A 21,671-nucleotide genomic window follows, 5' to 3' on the forward strand; every position below is an offset into this window, starting at 1 on the left:
CGATCATTTTGCCGGGAGCATTTTCTCCCCATTATCCACATATGTGACACACAATATGTTGGGGTCACAAAATCTACAAAAACGAACCCTTGACGCTTCGGGGCGAGTCGACTTTTATAGGTCATGTGCTCGCGTTTCGGGCGCGACCGGAAAGTTTCGAGCCCGGTCTTTTTCCCAGGAATTTGTGCGTTTTCGCCCGTTTTCCGCCTTAACCACTAGGCCGGCGGAGGCGTGGCGTTTGTCGGGCGCGAAACACCGAAAAGGAGACTTTTACGGCTGGAATAAATGACCTGTTAACACTATATTTAGTGTTTGCAGCCAATCTCAGCCCTAGATAATGTGAAGAGCCCTCCGATGAGGGAATCGAAATTTTTCAGATCAAAGAGACCCGCGCGGGTCTGTCGGCAGGCTGAAAGAGGCTTCGAAGGAAGCGGAATGCAGCAGGGTGGCAACGAGGCGCGGCGAGGAACACCGGCTGTTGCGAGGCAGCTGGAAAGCTGGGGCGTGCGCTTTTTGGAAAGGGATCGGGCAAACGCCCGCAAAAAGCGCTATATATAGATGAGAAGGAACCACGACGATGCGCATTGAGCGGCGTTTCACCAAGCCAGGACAATCGGCTTATGCGGAGATCGAATTCCGCAAGGCGCTTTCCGAGATCAAGAATCCGGATGGTTCCGTGGTGTTCCGCCTCGACAACATCGACGTGCCCGCGCAGTTCTCGCAGGTCGCGGCCGACATCCTGGCGCAGAAGTACTTCCGCAAGGCCGGCGTCCCGGCGCGCCTGAAGAAGGTCGAGGAAAACGACGTCCCCTCTTTCCTCTGGCGCTCAGTCGCTGACGAAGCCGAACTGGCCAAATTGCCTGAAAACGAGCGCTATGGTTCCGAGCGCGACGCCCGTCAGGTTTTCGACCGCCTTGCCGGCACCTGGACCTATTGGGGCTGGAAGGGCGGCTATTTCGCGTCCGAAGAAGATGCAGCCGCCTTCCGTGACGAACTCGCCTACATGCTCGCCACCCAGCGCGTGGCGCCCAATTCGCCGCAGTGGTTCAACACCGGCCTGCACTGGGCCTATGGCATCGATGGCCCGGGCCAGGGCCACTATTACGTCGACCCGTTCACCGGCAAGCTGACCAAGTCGAAGTCCGCTTACGAACATCCGCAGCCGCATGCCTGCTTCATCCAGTCGGTCGGCGACGACCTGGTCAATGAAGGCGGCATCATGGACCTGTGGGTGCGCGAGGCGCGCCTGTTCAAATATGGCTCCGGCACCGGTTCGAACTTCTCCTATCTGCGCGGCGAAGGTGAGAAGCTTTCGGGCGGCGGCAAGTCGTCCGGCCTGATGAGCTTCCTCAAGATCGGCGACCGCGCCGCCGGCGCCATCAAGTCGGGCGGCACGACGCGCCGCGCCGCCAAGATGGTCATCGTCGACGCCGACCACCCCGATATCGAGGCCTTCATCGACTGGAAGGTGAAGGAAGAGCAGAAGGTTGCCTCGCTGGTCGCCGGCTCCAAGATCGTCAAGAAGCACCTCGATGCGATCATGAAGGCCTGCGTCAACTGCGAAGGTCAGGACGACGACTGCTTCGACCCGGCCATCAACACCGCGCTGAAGCGCGAGATCAAGGCTGCCAAGAAGAACGCCGTGCCGGAGAATTACATCCAGCGCGTCATCCAGTTCGCGCGCCAGGGCTACACCGCGCTCGACTTCAAGACCTACGACACCGACTGGGATTCGGAAGCCTATCTCACCGTTTCCGGCCAGAACTCAAACAATTCGGTCTCGCTGAAGGACGACTTCCTGCGTTCCGTTGAAGCCGATGGCGACTGGCATCTCACCGCCCGCAAGGACGGCAAGGTCCTGAAGACGCTGAAGGCACGCGACCTGTGGGAAAAGATCGGCTACGCCGCCTGGGCTTCGGCCGATCCAGGCCTGCATTTCAACACCACCATGAACGACTGGCACACCTGTGCGTCGGCCGGCGCCATCCGCGCTTCTAACCCGTGCTCGGAATACATGTTCCTTGACGACACGGCCTGTAATCTCGCTTCGATCAACCTCCTGCCCTATCGCCAGGACAACGGCGCGATCGACATCGCAGCCTATGAGCACACCGCCCGCCTGTGGACCATCGTGCTCGAAATCTCGGTGATGATGGCGCAGTTCCCGTCCAAGGAAATCGCCAAGCTTTCCTATGACTACCGCACGCTCGGTCTCGGCTACGCCAACATCGGCGGCCTGCTGATGACCTCCGGCATTCCGTACGACTCGGCCGAAGGTCGCGCCATCTGCGCAGCGCTGACCGCGATCATGACCGGCGTCGCCTACGCCACCTCGGCCGAAATGGCCGCCGAACTCGGCGCTTTCCCGGACTATGACCGCAACGCCGTCAACATGCTGCGTGTCATGCGCAACCATCGCCGCGCCGCCTATGGCGACAAGGACGGCTATGAGAAGCTGGCGGTCAATCCGGTTCCGCTCGTCCATGCCGACCTGACACAGGCCGAACTCGGCCTGCACGCCAAGGCCGCCTGGGACCGCGCCATCGAGCTCGGCGAAGAGCATGGCTACCGCAACGCGCAGGCAACCGTCATTGCACCGACCGGCACGATCGGCCTGGTGATGGATTGCGACACCACCGGCATCGAGCCCGATTTCGCGCTGGTGAAATTCAAGAAGCTGGCCGGCGGCGGCTATTTCAAGATCATCAATCGCGCCGTGCCGGAAGCCCTGCGCACGCTCGGCTATTCAGAAAGCCAGATCGCCGAGATCGAGGCTTATGCCGTCGGCCATGGCAATCTCAACCAGGCACCCGGTGTCAACCCGTCGTCGCTGAAGGCCAAGGGCTTCACCGACGACAAGATCGAAGCCCTGAATGCAGCGCTGAAGAGCGCCTTCGACATCAAGTTCGTCTTCAACCAGTGGACGCTCGGCGCCGACTGGGTGAAGGAGACCTTCGGCTTCACCGACGAACAGCTCGGCGACTTCTCCTTCGAGATGCTGCCGGCGCTGGGCTTCTCCAAGAAAGAGATCGAGGCCGCCAACGTTCACGTCTGCGGTGCGATGACGCTGGAAGGCGCGCCCTTCCTGAAGGTCGAACACTATGCGGTGTTCGATTGCGCCAATCCCTGCGGCAAGATCGGCAAGCGTTACCTGTCGGTGGAAAGCCACATCCACATGATGGCTGCCGCCCAGCCGTTCATTTCGGGCGCCATTTCCAAGACCATCAACATGCCGAACGAAGCGACGGTCGAAGACGCCAAGAGCGCCTACATGCTGTCGTGGAAGCTGGCGCTGAAGGCCAACGCGCTTTACCGTGATGGCTCGAAGCTGTCGCAGCCGCTCAACGCCTCACTCATCGCCGATGACGATGAGGACGAAGACGACGTCATCGAAGCGCTGATCGCCGCACCCGCCGCCGCCAAGGCCGTGCAGGTGACCGAAAAGATCGTCGAGCGCGTTGTGGAACGCCTTTATCGCGACCGCGAGAAACTGCCGAACCGCCGCAAGGGCTATACCCAGAAGGCGATTGTCGGTGGCCACAAGGTCTACCTGCGTACCGGCGAGTTCGATGATGGTCGCCTCGGCGAGATCTTCATCGACATGCACAAGGAAGGTGCCGCCTTCCGCGCCATGATGAACAACTTCGCCATCGCCATCTCGCTGGGTCTCCAGTACGGCGTGCCGCTGGACGAATATGTCGAGGCCTTCACCTTCACCAAGTTCGAGCCGGCCGGCATGGTCGTCGGCAACGACGCCATCAAGAATGCCACCTCGATCCTCGACTATGTGTTCCGCGAACTGGCCGTTTCCTACCTGTCGCGCCACGACCTCGCCCATGTCGACCAGTCAGACCTCGACAAGACCTCGCTCGGCAAGGGCATCACCGAAGGCAAGACGACGCCCTTCTCCAAGGGCCTCTATCGCGGCGCCTCGCCGGTGAAGCTGGTGTCGAACCTCGGCGCCGAGCCGAAGGGTTTTGGCGGCACACCGGCCCCGGCCCCGGCCCGCGCAACCCCGACGGCCTTTGCAGGCTCCAACGTACTGGCCCTGAAGCCGAATGCCGAGGACGCGCTTGCCTACAAGCGCGACTATGAGGAGCGCGCGAAGGAACTGGCCGAGGACATCGCCTTCGAAGAAGTCTCGGAAGAAGAAACCGCGACTTCGGCGCTGTTCACCGATGCTGCCGCACAGGAAGTCGCCGAGGCAAAGAAGCTGGCCGCCGACCGCCGCGCCAAGTCGCTGCTGCAGGGCTACACCGGCAACAGCTGCTCGGAGTGCCAGAACTTCACGATGGTGCGCAACGGCACCTGCGAGAAGTGCGACACCTGCGGCGCCACGAGCGGGTGCAGCTGATCCGGAGCCAGACGGGCTTTACGCAAACTCCATTCTACAACTTGCCATTCCAGGCAACGCAAAAGACCCCGGCACGACAGCGCCGGGGTCTTTTGGTTTTCACAATTGAAGGCGCGAGAATGCCCTGTTGGCATTCTCTCGCAGTCGTGCCAGCTTGAAGTGGCTCATGTCGGCCGACGGTCCCGTGCCTGCAGCCAGTTCGGGTCTTCGTAGCCTTGGAGTGCCCGGTAATCCAACATGGCCGAGAGTATCGATTGTGCCCAGCATCACGTCGAAGCCGTCGAAACAGTTGCCATCTCACGTAAGGATTGCGGCATTTGCGCTGACAGCGATTCTGCTGGCTTCGGGCGATAGCCTGGCGCAGGGGGCGGACCCCGTAGCGAATTCGATTTCGTGCTCAGAGGGCAAGAACAGCTTTGAGTTCACCTTTTCGGACTGGAAAAGTGCAAAGCTGAAACGGGTCGAAGGTGGCGAAATAACCCTTTTCCCCGATCTGCAGGAAGCGAACTGGACTGCCCGTTTTGCCATCGAAGACGGGGCTCGGAGCTATCGTATTGCAAATGCACGAGGCGCTGTGTTGTCCGTGCTCGTACCTCCACCGCCAATGACCAAAACCATCGGCCGTCTGACGCTGGCTACTCCGACCGGTGGGAAAATCGACCTGCTGTGCGACCTGAGCACGCCGATGCCCTGGCATTGGTGATCGCGGTTCTGACCGGATTTAGCCCAACATCCGCAAAGTGAGCGTTGGTCAATACTTGGCGCTGGCATCGACTCAAATCTTGGAGCATGGCAGCTGGCTTACGGCCCCAAGGAATGTGAAGCGATACCCCGTCTTAACGACCGCCACCAAGGCGGTCGAACATACGCTCCATGGATATATCGAGTGAGTGACATGTCGATCGTTTGTTTGATGAGGCTAGCGTGACATCCTCGACCTCCCGCTTCTTTTGCTGGTTCGTCCTCGTCATAGCGAGCGCAAGCATAACATCCTGCGCCCGCGGCCCCGGGAGTGCGGTTCTGCATCCGGTTGCGTCCACGGCCAAGGCCGGCTCTCCCGTCAATGTCCTTGTTGCCACCACACGCAAGCGTTCGGAGACAGACAAGCGCGATTTCACCAATGAGCGTAACTATGGTTTGGCCTATGGATCCTATACGATTTCAGTGCCGGCCAGGCATGTTGCCAACGAGATAGAGTGGCCCAGTCAGGTGCCGGGAAATCCCGCGACCGACTTTGTCGCGCTCAGATCAGCCCCTCTCGACGAGGCAAGCTTCAACCGAAATGTCGTTCAAGACGCCAATGGCACCGGCGAAGTCACCGTCTTCGTTCATGGTTACAAGACCAGCTATGAGAGAGCCGTTTTCCGGGCCGCGCAGCTGAAACACGATAGCCGTTTCCCGGAAGCGATCGTAGCGTTCGCCTGGCCATCCCGCGATGCGGTTGGCGATTATCTCACGGACCGCGAGAGTGCCACCTTTTCACGTGACTATCTCGAGCAGTTGCTGAGCAGCCTGGCCCGCACATCAGGGATTCGTCGCATCAACATCATCGCGCATTCAATGGGCAATCTGCTGGCAATGGAGACGCTGCGTCAGGCGGCAATTCGAGGCAAATCCGCTTTTCTGCCCAAGCTCGGCGAGGTTTTCCTGATGTCGCCCGATATCGACCTCGATGTCTTCGCCACCCAACTCACTGTGATCGGCAAACGCAATCCCCCGATTACGGTCGCAATCTCTGCAGATGACGAGGCACTGGCGGTCTCACAGTGGCTGTCAGGAGACCTGCCACGCGTCGGCAACGTTCTGATCGAGGACACAAAGGAGACCCACGATACCATTGCGCAGTACGGCCTCCGGGTCATCAACATGTCGGACGCCAGGAGCATGGATGCGCTGAACCACAGCAAGTTCATAGAACTTCTGCCTTCACTGAAGCAGATGAGCCGAAACGAAGCGCGTGCCCGTCGTAACCCGATTTCGCGCACCGGTCTCTTCGTGTTCAACACAGCGGGCGCGTTGCTGGACACTCCACGTCAACTTGGCTCAGCAATCACGCGGCAATGATGGCGCAAGGAGCACTATCGCCAGGCCGGGATTGGGGCAGCCTTGGGGGCGATGGTGCAGTCCTGTGCGAATCTTTGCCTGAACGGCCCCTCATCGAAAACCCCACCACTCAAAAATTATCCGAGATTTGACAGCCGAAAGCCTTCCTCGAAGGAGTGGATGTTTTCTAGAACCTCAACGGGACTTCGAAGCAGATTCGGATGCGCCTGATCCGGTTCTTCCTCTGTCTGCTTTTCGAAAGCCTGATGTGGCTGAAGGAATGTGAAGAATGCCCCGCCTGAACGAGTTACTCGAGCGCGAAGCACTTGCCGCCGCGGTGGCAGAGGTTTTCGCGCAACGCGTCGCCAACCGGGCGTGCCCCGGCACACGCTTCGTGGTGTTCGACGCTTCCGGGCCGGTGCTGGAAGGCAGCTTCGGTACCGCCGGGGCGGCGGGAGCTCCGCCCGGGCCGCACAGCCGCTTCCGCGTGGCTTCCTGCACCAAGAGTTTTACCGCAGCAGCGGTCCTGCTGCTGCGCGACCGCGGGCTGCTGTCGCTCGACACCCCTGTGACAGACTACGTGCCTGACCTCGTTCCGACCCTGCCGGTCAATCAGCCGGACGCGCCGACACTTCGTATGCTGCTGTCGATGGCCGGCGGCTTTCCGACCGACGATCCATGGGCCGATCGACAGGAATCAATCTCCAACGAGACCTTCCGGTCGATTCTGCGAAGCGGTGTCCGCTTCTCGACGGCGCCGGGAACCCGTTTTGAATATTCGAACCTCGGCTACGCGCTGCTTGGGCAGGTGATCGAGGTGGTCAGCGGCCAATCCTATCCGGAATTCTTGATCGAGAATTTGCTCAAGCCGCTCGGCCTCGACGAAACCGGTTTCGATCCCGCTGCAGTCCCGGACGGCTCGATGGCGACCGGATACCGCAAGGTCGGCGACGAATGGATTGCCTTGCCGTTCAGCGGCCCCGGCGCCTTTTCTGCCATCGGCGGTGTCGTCACCACACCATTGGACCTGGCACGTTGGGCCGGCTGGCTGTGCTCGGCCTTCCACCCGACGGGCAACGATGACGGACCTCTCTCCAGTGCCAGCCGGCGCGAAATGCAGCGGATCCAATGCCCGATCGCCTTCGACGCAACAGACGAACTGCGCCTCAAGGGCTATGGCTACGGTCTGGGGATCGAAGATCACACGCGCTTTGGCCCGATCGTCAGCCACTCTGGCGGATATCCTGGTTTCAGCTCCCACATGCGGTGGCACCCGGCGACGCGTCTCGGCATTGTCGCGGTCGAGAACGCCACCTATTCGGGTGCCTGGAGCCCCGCTGCCGAAGCCTTGGTCATGCTGCTCGGCGCGGCCACCAGCATCGCCGCGCCCAAACCGACAGTTCCTGCAGCGATCAAGCCGTTGGCAGACGGGCTTCAACGCCTGCTGTCCCAAAGCTGGGACGACACCACTGCAGACGCCATCTTCCTGGAGAACGTCGCCCTGGACCGCCCCTATCCGGAAAGAGCACAGGAACTCGCCGCGCTGCGGGAGAAATCCGGGGCACTGGATTCTGAAGGGGCATCCATCGTGGCCACGGATATCGGTGCCGTCGAAGGCGGTTATGGCAGCTTCGAACTGCACGTACCGTGCAGCGCAGGCGAGCTCGTTGCGGCGGTACAGTGCGGTCCTGTCGAGCCGATCCGGATCCAGACGGTGACCTGGCGTCTCGCCCAGCGAGACGGTCAACCTGGCTGAAACCCAAGCGAGCAGAAGCTCGCTGAGACGGCCGCTCCATGCCTCCAAACCCGGCTCAGGATCGAAGCGACAGAAGCTACTGTAGAAGCTGGTCGAGGATCGTTCCGATCTTGTCTTTCTTCGGGGGCTCGGGTGCAGGCGGCTGGCCCGGATCGGGCTCCGTCTCACCCTGGGCAGCGCCTTCGGTGGCTTGCGGCACATCGCCAACTCCCGGATCAGGGGCAGCCTGATCCGACTGCTGACCCGGCAAGACGCCATTTATGATGTCGGTGAGCCCGGATTTGCCGCCCTTGTCCTTGCCTCCCTTGATCAGGTCGCCAATGAGGTCACCGGCCCCTTTGCCATTTCCGGCTTCTCCCGGGAGCAATTTGTCGAGGTTCAGTTTTCCGGTCGGCAATCCGAGGTTGTTCAGCATCTCCAATGCGCCCTTTGGATCCTGCAACAGCTTGCGCAAATCCGGATAGATGCGTGGCGCCGATAGCGAACCGTCGACAATGACGGGTACGCCAATGCCTTTTGTCGCTATGTCGCCGCCTTGCCCGGAAAGCGAAGCCACGACCCGTGGGTTGAGATTGATTTCAAGTGTCAGTTCGGCGAGGTCGATCTTGCCTGCCCCGTCCATGCGGACAAGCGGGCCAAGCAGGCTGATGTCCTGCGTCTGCGCGACACCGTTCTCGATGGTAAAAGACGCGCCAAGTTCGGTGAAAGTCGTCTTCTTGTTGTCGTCCGACTTGAAACCGCCGGCGAGCAGCCCGGCCAGATTGTTGTAGACCTCGGCGATGTTGATGCCACGCAGTGCACCATCGCTGAGTTTCAGCGCGGATTTGCCTTCAAGCGAGCGCCGCAGCGTCTTGGTGGTCTTTCCCGCTCCCGAAACGGCGATGGTCGTGTCGAGCCGGCCCTCCAGCTTGTCGAACCCCGCCGCGTCATGAAGCAGCGGTGCGGCGGTCGCGCCGGCAATCGCCAGGTCCAGCTTTATCGCCGGCACATCGCCGGAGCCGCTCGCCGACATTTTCGCGGCGATGCTGCCCCCGTAAAACGGGCTTTGCGGCAGCGTCAGATCGGCGTCCCCATTTGCAACGACGAGCGTGGTTTTGACCGGACCGGCAAAGACCTTGCCGTAACCGATCCTGTCCGCCGCGACATCGATCTGCGCATCCAACCCTTTGAGGAAGGCAAGATCGATGGGAGCGTCGCTGGAGCCGGCCGAGCCCTGTTTTCCAGTTGCGGGCGTCTTCCCCCCTCCCGTGAGCGCCGCGAAATCCAGCGTCGCAAACTGGAGCGAGGTGCGGATGTTGAGCGGCGTCCCAAGTTTGACAGCACCGTCGCCGGACGCCTTGACCCCATTCAGGCCAACATTGGCGTTCGCGAACGAAACCCCTGCCGGTCCGGCGTCGATGGTGCCCTTGAAGTCGAAATCCTGCAAACCACCGGATGCGCCTTGCCCCAGCCACTGCAAGAGCCTGTCGAGCGATGGTGTCGCGGCGGAAACCTGCCCCTTGAACGTCCCGCCCGCACCCATCGTCCCATTCGCGCTGGCACGCAGAAGCTTCGAGGTGACGGACAGGCTGACAGGCCCCGACGCCTCTGCAAGCGATGGGCTTGCGAGGAAATCGGCTGGCGCGACCTGCGACTGGAAAGCGATCTCCTGACCTTGCCAGGTGAGCTTTCCAGCAACATCGACCGGCTTGGCGATGTCCTGGATTTTCGCATCGAGGCTCAGGCCGGTAATGTCGCCGCCTTTTTGACCGGCCAGCGCCGCCAGCGGAACCTTGCCCTGGCGGATGCCGACCGTGCCCCGCAGGTTGAGACTTTGGCGCATCCTGGCTGCGTTCAGCCCACGAAAAGCGAAGGCGGTATCCAGGGTTATCTTTCCCGACAGCGGGGCCGACTGGCCGGCAAGCTTCGCCATCGCGCCAATATCCAGTCCGGAACTGGTCAGCTTGCCCTGAAAGGTGGGCGCAGCCTTGGTCACATCGGCCGAAACCGAAGCGGCAACACTGCCTGCGTCGAGACCGAGATGCTGCAGATTGGCTTCCAGGTGCCCGTTGCGAAGGGTCGCCGCGAACTGGACATCGGACGCTGCAAGCGCGCCGCTGACCAATTGATCCACGGTGACGCTGACATCCGCATCGATATTCGACAACATCGCGAGACTGGGTTCGCCGGCGTTGCCCGGCTCTCCTTTGCCGGTTCCGGAACTGGCCAGCGCACCGACATCGATGCGCTTTGCGGACAGGTCAGCAAGGAAACGGTGTGGCTTGCCGGGCTGGAACAGTGCGTCCAGCTGGAAGGACTGGTCGGCAAGGTCGAATTGTCCGCCCTGAATCTGATAGCCGCCATCCGCATTCAGCCGGATTTCACCGCTTGCCTTCACCGACGCAAGCAGAGGTGACGGCGCAGGCTCGACCTTTGCTTCGATCGCAACCTTGGCCGGCTGCCGCTGAAGGATTGGCCTGAGTGCCGAAAGCGTGCCCTCCAGTTGCAGGCGCCGGCCATCCTGCGTCGCAGCCAGCGAGAACACCACCTCGCGGTCGAGATCGGGTGCTTTCAGGTCGACATCGATTGCACTGACGGTGCTTGCCGCTCCGGTTTCGTCTGTCGATCCAAGGCTGCCGTTTTCAATGGTGATACGATTGACGGCCAGCCGCTCCAGCGTACCGACGAGGGCGGCGAAAGGATCGTTGTCAGCCTGGCCAGATGGCGCAGGCTGCGCATCTGCCGCTTTTGCGGACGACGTGATGGTGATGGCGGGATCGACCAGCGCGATGGACTGGATTTCGAGCTTTTTCGACCACAGCGACGAAAGCGTGATCGCGGTCGAAAACCCGGGCACTTTCGCGGAAAGATCGCCTGTTTGAGACGAGATGGTGATGTCCTTCGTCACCACGGCCAGACTGGGCAGGAAGGACAGCCGCACCGGACCGTTCAGACTGATGTCCATTCCGCTTGCCGAGGACAGTTGCCGGCTCAGCTCGGACCTTGCCCAGTCCGTCGAAATCAGGGTCGGCAGGAAAAGGAGCAGTCCTACGACGGCCGCAACAACGGCAATGACTGCGGCAGCAGCTTTTTTCATATCGATCAGCCAGCTTCACCGGAAAGAATCAGTGCTGATACAACCTTACATCAGTGCATACCGGATTTCACAACCGCCCTCTGCAAGCGACTGGCTGTGGCCGATCCACTATCGATTGAGTCGATTGTACTTCTTCAGAGCCTCTTTCAGCCGATCGTGAGGAATGGCGAATGAGACATTGTCATCGCGCCCGGTCATGGTTTCGGCCGCGACCATGGCGTTGATGATCGCCTCTTCGGTTGCGTGCGCCGTCGCCTCGATCAGCGGATTCATCTTGTCGTTCGACATCATGTCCAGCGTGGTCGTCGCATCACGGCTGAAGGCACCGGGGTTTGCAGTCGAGAAAGTGATGAAGATGTCACCGCTGCCATTGGCGCCGTTGCCGCCGGTGCGCGCCATCCCGAGCGGAACGCGCCGCGCCAGCCGTTTCAATTGATGCGGCAGCAGCGGCGCATCCGTTGCCACGACCACGATGATCGAGCCTGCCTCCTCCCGCTTCCACGACGTATCAGGCAACAGGTCGGTGATTTCCTGACCGACAGGCACGCCGGCAATCGTCAGATCCTTGCGTGAACCAAAATTGCCCTGCACCAGCACGCCGACCGTGTAGCCACCGTCCTCATCGGCCAGCCTGCGTGACGCGGTCCCAGTGCCGCCCTTGAAGTTGAAGAGGTTCATGCCGGTGCCGCCGCCGACATTGCCTTGCGCGATCGGGCCGGAGGTCGCACTGTCCAGAGCCTTGAAGACATGTTCCGGTTTTACGTGCATGCCGTTGATGTCGTTGAGTATTCCGTCCCAGGTCTCTGCCACTACCGGCAGCAGCCAGTAGAGATCGCGGAAATGCGGCCCCTCAAGTCCGCGTTGCACCAGCCACGCAATGACCGCATCGCGAACCACGCCGACACTGTGCGTGTTGGTGATGGTGATCGGCCCTTCCAGGAAGCCGCTTTCCTCGATCCAGGTCGTCCCGGTCATCTCGCCATTGCCGTTCAGCGAGTACCAGCCGGCAAAGACCGGGTCGAAGCTGTGGCCACGCGGCAGGATCGCCGTCACACCGGTGCGCACGGGGCCTTTGCCGGGTTCAAGCATGCCGCTGCCTTCGATGATGGTCGAATAGCCGACCTTCACCCCGGCGACGTCGGTGATGGCATTGTGAGGTCCCGGCGTGCCGACAAAGGGAATTCCAAGATCCCGGGCATCGGGTTTGCGCGGTGTGGTGTCCATGAATGCGATTTCCATTTCGAAAGGCGGTCACTATGCGGCGAGGTCCTTGGTCAGGAAGATCCGCTTGATGCCGGGCTCTCCTTCGATCTCGCCGAACACACGATAACCATGTCGCTTGTAAAAGTCCGGCGCCTGGAAATTGGCGGTGTTCAGCAGCACCGCGCGGCAGCCGCGTTTCCTGGCTTCCTCTTCGGCCATGCCGAGCAAGCGCCCTCCCAGTCCGAGGCCACGCAGATCGCCCGGCAGCGCGAAGAGGTCGATGAAGAGCAGCCCGAGTGCCGTACGACCAGCCAAGCCACCAATGATGGCGTTCGTCTCGGCTTCGCGAACCGTGACAGAGAGGGAGCGGCGTTCATAGGCGCCGACCTGCTCCTCATTGTGGCTGACGAGCACCGCGCCGATCTGGTCCCGGATCGCCGGATCCGGATCGTCGGTCAGGGTGAGGATCGGTTCTTTCATGCGGGATTTCCTTCCGGCACACATCTTCGCGGCAAGCAGCCAAGGAGTGGCGACCGTCACCCGCACCAAAATCTCGGGGACGGCCGCCAAACAAACAGACGATCGATCGCGCCAGCCGTCAGCTGAACAGCTCATCATAGATCTTCAGCCAGGATTTCAGCGGCTCCGTTTCCGGCGACGCCACTTCCGGCTTCAGCATGGTTATCTTGAACTGTCCGCTGACCGGGCTGATCGACGGATCTTTCGGCGGCACCCTGGCATCGACCGGAGGATAACCGGCATCGCGGATCACGTAGGCTGCCTCGTCGGAGAAATAATATTCAAGGAAGAGCTTGGCGGCGTTGGGATGGGGAGAATTCCTGACCAGCGCGATGGCGCCGAGATTGGCGACCAGCGGCTCCATCTTGACCCATGCGATCGGCGCCCCCTTACCTTTGCTGATGACCGCATGATGGTTGTAGGTCATCAAGCCTATCTGGTGTTCACCCGATATCACCTTGTCGATGACCACCCTCTGGTTGCCGGGATCGCGAACGATCTTCTGTTCAGAAAGCTTGCGCAGGTAGGCGCGGCCCTTTTCGTCTCCCATCGTCATCAGGATGTTGCCGATGAAGCCCGGCGGACCGGATATGCCGCGGGTATCGGTCCATACCATCCTGCCCTTCCATTGCGGATCGAGCAGGTCGTCGAATGTCTTCGGCGCCTTGTCGGCCGGGACGAGATCGGTGTTGTAGGTTGTCGTCAGATAGAGAACATCGCTGCCGCAATAGAGCTTCGAGGCAGGCTTGAACATCGGGTCATAGTCGGCCATCGAGTTTGGCGCATAAGGTTCGATCAGATTGGCCGCTTCCAGCGGCGCCAGTGCGGTACCCGGCGTATCGAAGACATCTGCCTCGATCTTTCCGGCGCGTGCCTGACTGGTGATCTTCAGGACAGTGTCGGAGTCTCCTGCCTCCATATATTTGACTTCGATACCGTATTTGTCCTGGAAATTCCTGGTCAGCGGCCGGACCAGTTGCTTGATGATCAGGCCGGTGTACCAGACTACCTGCCCTTCCGCTTTTGCATCCGCGATCAATTGCGCGGCCGGCTCGGCTCGCGCCAAACCCCGTGTCGCCAGCATGGTCAGCGAGGCGCCGGCCAGCTGCAAGACGCTGCGTCGTGTGTGCACGTTACCCTCCCACAGAGATTGTCTTGTTTGATTGTCAGGCCTTCTCCACCCGGTGGCCTCCTCAAGATCCCGACGATCAAAAACTGCTCGCAAGCTGCGACAGCGGTCAAACGACTAAAGAAATCGAAGCTGTGAGTAATCCTCACGGGCCGGAGGCGGCCTCCACATCGCGGGAAGTAAACTGAGCGTGTTCGGTGCGCGTGAACGGCTCCAGCCAAGATCAGGCAGTCCCGAAAGATCGCTCCGGTCGTACAACCTTTCGGGTAGAGGCGATTACAGTGGTTGCGCGATGAAGCGCGCGCAGGCCTGTATCCGTTCGCCTGGTTCGAGCTTCACCATGCCGTGGCTGACAGGACCTTCCGGCAGATTGAAAGCGTCGACGGGATGGGAAACCGGTTCGAAGCAGAAGAAATCGGCATCACCCGACGGAGAGAAAAGCACGTACTGATCCAGCAGATCGCTGGTTTCGACCAGCACTGCCAGGCCGCGATCCGGCCATTCGATGCGCGCCTTGCGATCCCAGCCGTCGAACCAGTTGTTGACCCAGAACCGCGGCAGCTCACTGCCTCGCATGAAATCCAGGTCTGGATGCCGTGAAACGGGCTCGACCGTTCGTGGCAGATGGTCGTCACGTTCAAGCCAGACGCGATCAGCCCGGGCCGCCAACCGGGTGTCGTGATCGCGCACGAACCATGGGTGGAAGCCCAGACCGTAAGGCAGCGCGAGCGCCGCCTTGTTGGTGACGACGAGTTCCATGACGAGCGTCGCGCCGTCCAGCCTGTAAGTCATCAAGGCATCATAGTGAAACGGGCCAGGCCCCGTCCCCTCGAGGGAAAGCGTGACAGCATGATCGCTCGTCTCGACGACAGTCCAGGCTGCGGAAAATGCACTGCCGTGAATGGGGTATCTTTCGGTCGGCATGTTCGGCTCGACAGCATGAAATGCACCATCGAAAGCAAAGCCGCCACCTGAAACGCGTCCCGAGAACGGGACCAGCAAGATGTTCGACAGGCTGAAAGGGTGCCCGGTTTCCGGATCGACCGGGCGGAACACCGGCGTCCAGGCATTGCGATGCATCACGTCGAAGGACGTCAGTCCTGCTCCCAGATCCGGCCGGATGGTGATCCGGGCGAGCGCGCTGGAGAGACCGAGCGGCGCCATCACCAGCCGCCGTCGATATGGATGTTCTGTCCGGTGATCAGATCGGAGGCGGGCGAAACCAGGAACAGCACCAGCTCCGCGACATGCACCGGTTCGATGCGTTGCTTCAGGCACTGATTTTCGAGGATCCAGTCGTTGTATTCCTGCAGCCGGTCGGCAAAGACCCGCCGCTCGGCATCCGAAACGACGGCACCGGGTGACACGGCGTTGACGCGCACGCCATGCGGTCCGAGCTCCCGGGCTAGCGTCTTGGTCAGGCCAAGCATGGCTCCCTTCGAGGCGACATAGGGAACATAGCCGTCCCAGCGGCCATTCAGCGTCACCGAGCAGAAATTGACGATCTTGCCGTAGTGCTTCTGTTTCATCGCAGGCGCCGCCGCGCGTGCAAGTGCAAAGGCAGCTGCGGAATTCACGCGAAGCTGGTCTTCATATTCATCGAGCGAGAACGCCTCGAACGGCTTGTTGATGATCAGCGCCGCGTTGTTGATAAGGATATCGATGCCACCGCAGCTTGCGGCGAGCGCTTCGCCTCGCGCCTGCGTCGCGGCAAGGTCGTTGAGATCCTGCCCGACATAAGACGACTGAATCTGACATTTCATGCCGATCTCCAACGCGAATGCCTCGCCGCCTTCGGCATCCGGTCGATCGAACAGGAGAAGGTTCGCCCCAGCTGCGCCGAGCACCTCAGCCTGCGCACGCCCCAAGGTCCCGAGCGCCCCGGTCAGAAGCACGTTTTTTCCGGCAAGGATCGTCATCGGCTTTCTCACAAAAGGTCGTGGACTTCATCGATCGAGGTTTCGGCCGTCGGCCGATCGAAAACGATCTCGCCGCGCGCCATCGCCACGATGCGGTCGCAGGATTGGAAGACGTGCTGCATGTTGTGTGAGATGAAGATGCCGGTCAGCCCCTGTGCCTTGAGGCCTCGCACGAAACCGATGACCTTGTTGGTTTCCTTGACCGAGAGATGGTTGGTCGGCTCGTCCAGGATCAGCACCTTGGACCTGAAGTGCATGGCACGCGCGATCGCAACGCCCTGGCGCTGACCACCCGACAACTCGCCGACCAGGGCATCCGGCGAACGCAGATGCAGATCGACATCGGCGATCGCCTGCACGCTTTCCTCGCGCATGCGCTTCTGATCCATGAGGCCAAACCCGCCGAATGCCCACCTCAACGGTTCGCGACCGATGAAAAGGTTGCGCGCGATCGACATGGTCGGCACCATGGAGTTGTACTGGTAGATCGTCTCCAGGCCGTAATGCATGGCATCTTTCGGGGAGCGGAAACGGACCTCCTTGCCCTCGATCAGGATTTCACCGGCATCCTGGTAATGCACGCCGGACAGGATCTTGATGAGGGTCGACTTGCCGGCGCCATTGTCGCCGACCAGCCCGACCGTCTCGCCGGGGTGGATGATCAGCGAAACATTCTTGAGCGCGTGGACGCCGCTGTACCATTTCTGAAGATTGCGGCACTCGATGATCGGCGTGGTCATTTGTGCGCCTCCACCTTGATCTTGCGTGAGATCCTGGCCATCCAGGCATTGGCGATGACGGCGAACATGGTGAGCAGGCCGATCGCGAACTTGAACCAGTTGGCGTCGACGCGCGACAGGACCAGGCCGTTGTCGATCGTGCGGATGAGCAGCGTACCGATGATGGCGCCAAACACTGTGCCGATGCCGCCGGCAAGTGCGGTACCGCCGATGACTGCGGCTGCCACGGCCTGCAGCTCCAGCCCCTCGCCAATCGACGGCAAGGGCGAGCCGAGGCGCAGCACCTGCAGCAGGCCGGCAAAGCCCGCCAGCATCGAACACAGCATGAAGCAAATGATCTTCACGCGCTTGACCGGAATGCCCATGGAAGCGGCCGCCTCGTTGAAACCGCCGGTGGCGCGGATCCAGTTACCGAAGTTGGTGAGCGACAGCAGTGCCGCGGCAATGGCCGCTATAACCACGAACCAGACAAAGGACATGCGCAGGATCGCCCCCTGCCAGATGTAGTCGGTAAACAACCAGGTCGGCAGGTTGTCGGGCAGCAACGGCGGAAAACCGCCGGAGATGACGATGGTGAGCGAGCGGGCGATGAACAGCATGCCCAGTGTGGTGATGAAGCTGGGTATCGCAAACTGCAGCGTGATGTAACCGTTGATGAACCCGATCAGGGCGCAGATCGCCAGGCCGATCAGCAAGGCGAGCGGAAACGGAACTCCGGCATTCAGCATCACGGCGATGCTCATCGGCATCAGCGCGAAGACCGACCCGACGGAAAGATCGAACTCGCCGCAGATCATCAGAATGGTGACGCCGATCGCCACCAGTGCCATCTCCGGCAGAAGTCCCATGACGCCGCGGATGTTCTCCACGGACAACAGGATGCCGTTCGACTTGATCTGGAAAACCACCAGCAGGATGACAAGCAGCGCCAGGCCGGCAAGCTCCGGCTTATCCAGATAGATTTTCAGAAACCGCTTCATGGGTGCACACTCGTTGCTCGGCGTCCCGGACCCGCAGGCCGGGACGCCTACCGGATTGGGGATCAGCGCAGACCCTGCTTGGACATTTCCATGATCGCCGGAACATCCTTCGGCGTGACGATGCCCTGCCCGGTGTCGATATCGGCCGGAGTGAGGCCGGCGGTCTTGTGGAGGTAGGCCTGCATGACCGGCATGAAGCCCTGCATGTAGGGCTGCTGATCAACCTGGACCTGCACGTAGCCGGCCTGCATCTGCTGCAGGACTTCCGGCACCAGATCGAACCCGCCGAGCAACACCTTGCCGGGCGCGATGCCGCGATCCTTGAGGACCTTGGCGACACTGGCTTCCCAGTAGCCGGTATCGAAATAGGCCGTCGTGTTGGGATTGGCGTTCAGATAGGCGCCGATGCGATCGGCGGTGAGCGCGAGATCGGTGGCGGAATCGATGCGTGTAATGTTGATTTCGCGATCCTTGTGCTCTGCCTTGTATTCCTCCAGGAACTTGGTAACGCCGGCTGCACGCTGTTCCGACCAGGTCTGGCCGGGGGCATTCACGCCGACCAGCAGGTTGAGCGGGCCTTCCTTCGGGAAATTCTCGGACTGCGCCTTGGCCAACGCATAACCCGCCGCGACAAACCCCTGTCCGATAAAGGCCTTGCGGGCATTGCCCTTGGCGCCCTGGCTGTCGTCGACGTTGACCGCCAGCACAAGAATGCCTGCATCCGTCGCTTCCTTGATCGCGTTGTCGTAGGCCTTGTCGTCGACGATGGCGACGAAGATCGCGTCCGGCTTGGATGCGATCGCGGCCTGCAGATTGGCCACCGCCTGTTCGACCGAACCTTCCTGCTGCGTCAGCACCAGCTGGCAGGTGGCGCCAACCTTGGTGCAGGCATCGTCATAACCCTTCTTCACCGACTGCCAGAAGGTGTTGGAGGCCGAGGAATGGCTGATGAAGATGGTGTTGAGGCCTTCGGCGCCGGCGGGCGACGCCATCAGCGAGAGACCGAGTGCGGTGGTGGCCAGGAACTGTTTGAGCATGTCTTCCTCCATTGCTGTTTTTTGTTGTTGTCTTCACGCAGCCTGCGATCAGTCGCGGTCGAACAGTTCGGCGCGACCGCTGGCGATTGCAGGCAACGAATTCAGGATTTCGCGCAGATGCAGGCGCATTGCCTGTTCCGCGCCGTTCCGATCACCGCTGGCGATCGCCTCCACGATACGCTCGTGCTGGTCGATCAGCCGTGTCACGTGCATGTCGTCGACCGACAGAAACCGCACGCGGTCCATCTGCGCCTTGACACCTTCGATGACATTCCAGGCGTAGCTCTTGCCGGCGGAAGCGGCGAGCGTGCGGTGAAAGAGTTCATCGAGACGCAGGAAGGCAGCGCGATCGTTGTGCGGGACGCTCTTCTGCTGGGCCACTTGCCGGCGCAGCTCATCAATGGCACCGGCGGAGCGGCTCTCGGCGACCATGCGTACGACATCGGCCTCGATTGCCTCGCGCACGAAACGTGCGTCCATCACCGCCGCAACCGAGATCTTCGTCACGAACGTGCCCCGTTGCGGCAAGACCTGCACCAGCCCTTCCTCGGAGAGCTTGATGAAAGCCTCGCGCACCGGCTGGCGGCTGACGGACAGGGCTTTGGCGACTTCCGATTCGGAAAGACGCTCACCCGGCAGGAGTTCGGCCTGAATGATACGCCTTCGCAGAAGGCGATGGACCTGGGGGCCTACCGTCTCCCCGAGGGAAATACCGGCAGGCACTGCGGCGGTCTGCATGGAACCCTCCTCCCAAGGCGAAACCATCTACCCTACTACCATACCAGTTAAATGCATTTCTGCCTGCCGTTCAACTGGTCTTTGATGAACGGCGACGGACTGTGAATTTCCGATCGAGGTCTTCGGCGAGATCCACACCATGCCCCGGCCCCGGCGGGACAGTGATCATACCGTCGGCGACGGTGGGCAGCTGCGTGGTGAGATCGGCATACCAGGTCTTGTAGTAGGCACGAACGCTTTCCTGGACGAGCGCGTTGGGCGCATTGAGCGACAGATGCGTCGAGGCCGAAAGCACCACCGGTCCGGTGCAATCATGCGGGGCAACCGGCAGGTGCCAGGTTTCTGCCATCGTCGCGATCTTCTTGGCCTCGGAAAGCCCTCCACACCAGGACAGGTCGAGCATCACCACGCCTGCGGATTCCGTTTCCATCAGGTCGCGAAATGCCCACCGCGTGGCCAAGGTCTCGGAGGCGCAAAGCGGCGCCCGACTGGCGGCAGCGTAACGCTTCAGACTGGAAAGCGAGTCCATCTTGATCGGATCTTCGTGCCAGAAGGTGGAATAAGGCTCGAGCGCTCGCGCGATCTGGATGGCCGGCGTCAACTGCCACATCGAGTGGAACTCGACCATGATGTCGATCTTGTCGCCGACCCGCTTGCGGATCTTCTCGAACGGCTCGAGCGCCTTCCTGAGATCCGGACCTGAAATGTACTGGCCGGCAGTCTTTTCTGCGGCGATATCGAACGGCCAGATCTTCATGGCGGTGATGCCATTCGACAGAAGATCCTCGGCCAGATCGTCCGCGCGCTCCAGGAAGCCGTTCAGGTCGTCATAGTCCTGCCCCTGCCTGCCGATGCCGTAGTTAGCCGTCTGCTGCCCCTTGGCTTCGCGCATGTAGGTGTTGCCAGCGCAGGTGTTGTAGGTGCGGATCTCGCGGCGCGAGAAACCACCGAGCAACTGGGCAATGGGCAGATTGGTCGACTTGCCGAACAGATCCCAGAGCGCGATGTCGATCGCCGAATTGCCGCGCGTTTCAACCCCGGTTGAGCGAAAGCCAAGATAGCCGTTCAGGTCTTTGGAAATCTTGTCGATTTCCAGTGGGTCACGCCCAAGCAGCCTGGGTGCCGCCACTTCATGGACATAGGCTTCGACTGTTTCGGCCATGAAGAAGGTTTCGCCGAGACCGGCGATGCCTTCATCCGTGTGGACACGCACCCAAAGAATGTTCGGGAACTCAGTGACCCGAATGGTCTCGAACTCGGTGATCTTCATCGATCAATACACTCCAGCAGCGAGCAACGCCTTCACCGTCAGGTCGAAATGCTCGACCATGGCGGCCTCTCCTTTGGCAGGATCGCCATTGGCGATGGCCTGGGCGATCGCCAGATGCGTGTCGACGCTTTCCTGCCGTGTCTCATTGCTGCCGCGGCTTGCCCATCCGATCGGCCAGGTGTGACGCGTGACGACATGGAAAGACCCGACGATCATCGAAAACATCGGATTCCTCGACGCAGTACCGATCGCTTCGTGAAAGGCGATGTCGTGTTCCATGACCTTTTGCGGCTCATGAAAATCCCGCTGCATGGCCTCGGCGAGTTTCAGGATTTCGGCCGCCTCCTTGTCCGTACGCCTCAGGGCTGCGAGCGCGACCGTGCGCCGTTCGACGGTGCGCCGGACATCGAATATCTGCTGGATGGTGGCCTGATTGGTGTGGACGGCATGGTCTGTGATCATGGCCAGCACATCCGCCCTCGGCGCCGCGACCCGGGCGCGCCGGCCATTGCCGACATCGATCAATGTCAGCGCCGCCAGCGAGCGATAGGCCTCGCGGACGATGGTGCGTGAGGTGCCCGTCAACTCGCAGAAAGCCCCCTCGCTCGGCAACTCGTCGCCGACCTGAAGACCGTTATCGCGGATGTGGGTCTGAACCGCCGTCATCACGCGATCCACCAGCCCTTCTCCGCCCGGCTGACCGACCAGCTCCCTGGAAGTGGACGTCGTTTCCATCGCAACTACCTATCATATAGGTCAAAACCAACCTTGCAATAGATTCGCTATTGCCTATTGTCAACGCGATTGTCGAAAGCAGGAGGATGGATGCGAGCCGAAATTTTCTTCGATGCACGCGATGTCGTCGGCGCAAGCATCATCTGGCTCGGCGAGAGAAAAGCTTCCGGCG

At 61.0% G+C, this 21,671-nt stretch carries 16 protein-coding genes; 4 read left to right on the forward strand and 12 right to left on the reverse strand.

Features of this window, described 5'->3' with window-relative positions:
* The first annotated feature begins 577 nt into the window (after positions 1-577).
* The 4 genes from C1M53_RS30450 (at position 578) to C1M53_RS30465 (ending at position 8,153) form a co-directional block, all read left to right on the forward strand.
* Positions 578-4,354 (forward strand): vitamin B12-dependent ribonucleotide reductase, encoded by a 3,777-nt coding sequence (locus C1M53_RS30450; RefSeq protein ID WP_129415761.1) that lies wholly within the window; start codon positions 578-580, stop codon positions 4,352-4,354.
* 256 nt (positions 4,355-4,610) lie between these two features.
* Complete coding sequence (locus C1M53_RS30455) at positions 4,611-5,057, forward strand: hypothetical protein (RefSeq protein ID WP_129415762.1); 447 nt, start codon at positions 4,611-4,613, stop codon at positions 5,055-5,057.
* A 221-nt stretch (positions 5,058-5,278) separates the two neighbouring features.
* Positions 5,279-6,418, forward strand: coding sequence for an alpha/beta fold hydrolase (locus C1M53_RS30460; protein WP_165358284.1), 1,140 nt, complete (start codon positions 5,279-5,281; stop codon positions 6,416-6,418).
* Between the two features lie 268 nt (positions 6,419-6,686).
* Entirely contained in the window at positions 6,687-8,153 is a 1,467-nt protein-coding gene (locus C1M53_RS30465; protein WP_129415764.1) for a serine hydrolase domain-containing protein, read from the forward strand.
* A 76-nt stretch (positions 8,154-8,229) separates the two neighbouring features.
* Here the strand turns inward: C1M53_RS30465 and C1M53_RS30470 are convergent, their stop codons facing one another.
* From C1M53_RS30470 to C1M53_RS30525, 12 genes are all read right to left on the reverse strand, one after another.
* Complete coding sequence (locus C1M53_RS30470) at positions 8,230-11,229, reverse strand: AsmA family protein (RefSeq protein ID WP_129415765.1); 3,000 nt, start codon at positions 11,227-11,229, stop codon at positions 8,230-8,232.
* Positions 11,230-11,337: 108 nt separating this feature from the next.
* Positions 11,338-12,453, reverse strand: coding sequence for a P1 family peptidase (locus C1M53_RS30475; protein ID WP_245488365.1), 1,116 nt, complete (start codon positions 12,451-12,453; stop codon positions 11,338-11,340).
* Between the two features lie 30 nt (positions 12,454-12,483).
* Entirely contained in the window at positions 12,484-12,912 is a 429-nt protein-coding gene (locus C1M53_RS30480; RefSeq protein WP_129415767.1) for a GNAT family N-acetyltransferase, read from the reverse strand.
* Between the two features lie 118 nt (positions 12,913-13,030).
* Complete coding sequence (locus tag C1M53_RS30485; protein ID WP_129415768.1) at positions 13,031-14,083, reverse strand: extracellular solute-binding protein; 1,053 nt, start codon at positions 14,081-14,083, stop codon at positions 13,031-13,033.
* Positions 14,084-14,356: 273 nt separating this feature from the next.
* Positions 14,357-15,244, reverse strand: a complete 888-nt coding sequence (locus C1M53_RS30490) for an aldose 1-epimerase (protein WP_129415769.1) — start codon at positions 15,242-15,244, stop codon at positions 14,357-14,359.
* Positions 15,244-15,999 carry an SDR family oxidoreductase gene (locus C1M53_RS30495; protein ID WP_129415770.1) on the reverse strand — a complete coding sequence of 252 codons (756 nt, stop codon included), beginning with the start codon at positions 15,997-15,999 and terminating at the stop codon, positions 15,244-15,246. The genes C1M53_RS30490 and C1M53_RS30495 overlap by 1 nt, the downstream gene beginning before the upstream one ends.
* An 8-nt stretch (positions 16,000-16,007) precedes the next feature.
* On the reverse strand, positions 16,008-16,739 hold the full coding sequence (locus C1M53_RS30500; protein ID WP_129415771.1) for an ATP-binding cassette domain-containing protein: 732 nt from the start codon (positions 16,737-16,739) through the stop codon (positions 16,008-16,010).
* On the reverse strand, positions 16,736-17,719 hold the full coding sequence (locus C1M53_RS30505) for an ABC transporter permease (protein ID WP_129415772.1): 984 nt from the start codon (positions 17,717-17,719) through the stop codon (positions 16,736-16,738). Before C1M53_RS30505 ends, C1M53_RS30500 begins: the two co-directional genes overlap by 4 nt.
* Before the next feature lie 62 nt (positions 17,720-17,781).
* Complete coding sequence (locus C1M53_RS30510; protein WP_129415773.1) at positions 17,782-18,756, reverse strand: sugar ABC transporter substrate-binding protein; 975 nt, start codon at positions 18,754-18,756, stop codon at positions 17,782-17,784.
* Positions 18,757-18,804: 48 nt separating this feature from the next.
* A complete protein-coding gene (locus C1M53_RS30515; protein WP_129415774.1) occupies positions 18,805-19,494 on the reverse strand; it encodes a GntR family transcriptional regulator in 690 nt (229 codons plus the stop codon).
* Between the two features lie 70 nt (positions 19,495-19,564).
* Positions 19,565-20,764 (reverse strand): mandelate racemase/muconate lactonizing enzyme family protein, encoded by a 1,200-nt coding sequence (locus tag C1M53_RS30520; protein ID WP_129415775.1) that lies wholly within the window; start codon positions 20,762-20,764, stop codon positions 19,565-19,567.
* A 3-nt stretch (positions 20,765-20,767) separates the two neighbouring features.
* Positions 20,768-21,430 carry a FadR/GntR family transcriptional regulator gene (locus C1M53_RS30525; RefSeq protein ID WP_129416428.1) on the reverse strand — a complete coding sequence of 221 codons (663 nt, stop codon included), beginning with the start codon at positions 21,428-21,430 and terminating at the stop codon, positions 20,768-20,770.
* Positions 21,431-21,671: the final 241 nt, after the last annotated feature.

The organism is Mesorhizobium sp. Pch-S (assembly GCF_004136315.1).
In the GTDB taxonomy this organism is placed as follows: domain Bacteria; phylum Pseudomonadota; class Alphaproteobacteria; order Rhizobiales; family Rhizobiaceae; genus Mesorhizobium.

Excerpts from the sequence above, each read along its gene's own strand:
- C1M53_RS30500 (WP_129415771.1), bottom strand. The coding sequence starts at position 16,739 with ATGACCACGCCGATCATCGAGTGCCGCAATCTTCAGAAATGGTACAGC.
- C1M53_RS30510 (WP_129415773.1), bottom strand. The coding sequence starts at position 18,756 with ATGCTCAAACAGTTCCTGGCCACCACCGCACTCGGTCTCTCGCTGATG.
- C1M53_RS30480 (WP_129415767.1), bottom strand. The coding sequence starts at position 12,912 with ATGAAAGAACCGATCCTCACCCTGACCGACGATCCGGATCCGGCGATC.
- C1M53_RS30475 (WP_245488365.1), bottom strand. The coding sequence starts at position 12,453 with ATGGACACCACACCGCGCAAACCCGATGCCCGGGATCTTGGAATTCCC.
- C1M53_RS30470 (WP_129415765.1), bottom strand. The coding sequence starts at position 11,229 with ATGAAAAAAGCTGCTGCCGCAGTCATTGCCGTTGTTGCGGCCGTCGTA.
- C1M53_RS30525 (WP_129416428.1), bottom strand. The coding sequence starts at position 21,430 with ATGACGGCGGTTCAGACCCACATCCGCGATAACGGTCTTCAGGTCGGC.
- C1M53_RS30505 (WP_129415772.1), bottom strand. The coding sequence starts at position 17,719 with ATGAAGCGGTTTCTGAAAATCTATCTGGATAAGCCGGAGCTTGCCGGC.
- C1M53_RS30490 (WP_129415769.1), bottom strand. The coding sequence starts at position 15,244 with ATGGCGCCGCTCGGTCTCTCCAGCGCGCTCGCCCGGATCACCATCCGG.
- C1M53_RS30515 (WP_129415774.1), bottom strand. The coding sequence starts at position 19,494 with ATGCAGACCGCCGCAGTGCCTGCCGGTATTTCCCTCGGGGAGACGGTA.
- C1M53_RS30465 (WP_129415764.1), top strand. The coding sequence starts at position 6,687 with ATGCCCCGCCTGAACGAGTTACTCGAGCGCGAAGCACTTGCCGCCGCG.
- C1M53_RS30450 (WP_129415761.1), top strand. The coding sequence starts at position 578 with ATGCGCATTGAGCGGCGTTTCACCAAGCCAGGACAATCGGCTTATGCG.
- C1M53_RS30495 (WP_129415770.1), bottom strand. The coding sequence starts at position 15,999 with ATGACGATCCTTGCCGGAAAAAACGTGCTTCTGACCGGGGCGCTCGGG.
- C1M53_RS30520 (WP_129415775.1), bottom strand. The coding sequence starts at position 20,764 with ATGAAGATCACCGAGTTCGAGACCATTCGGGTCACTGAGTTCCCGAAC.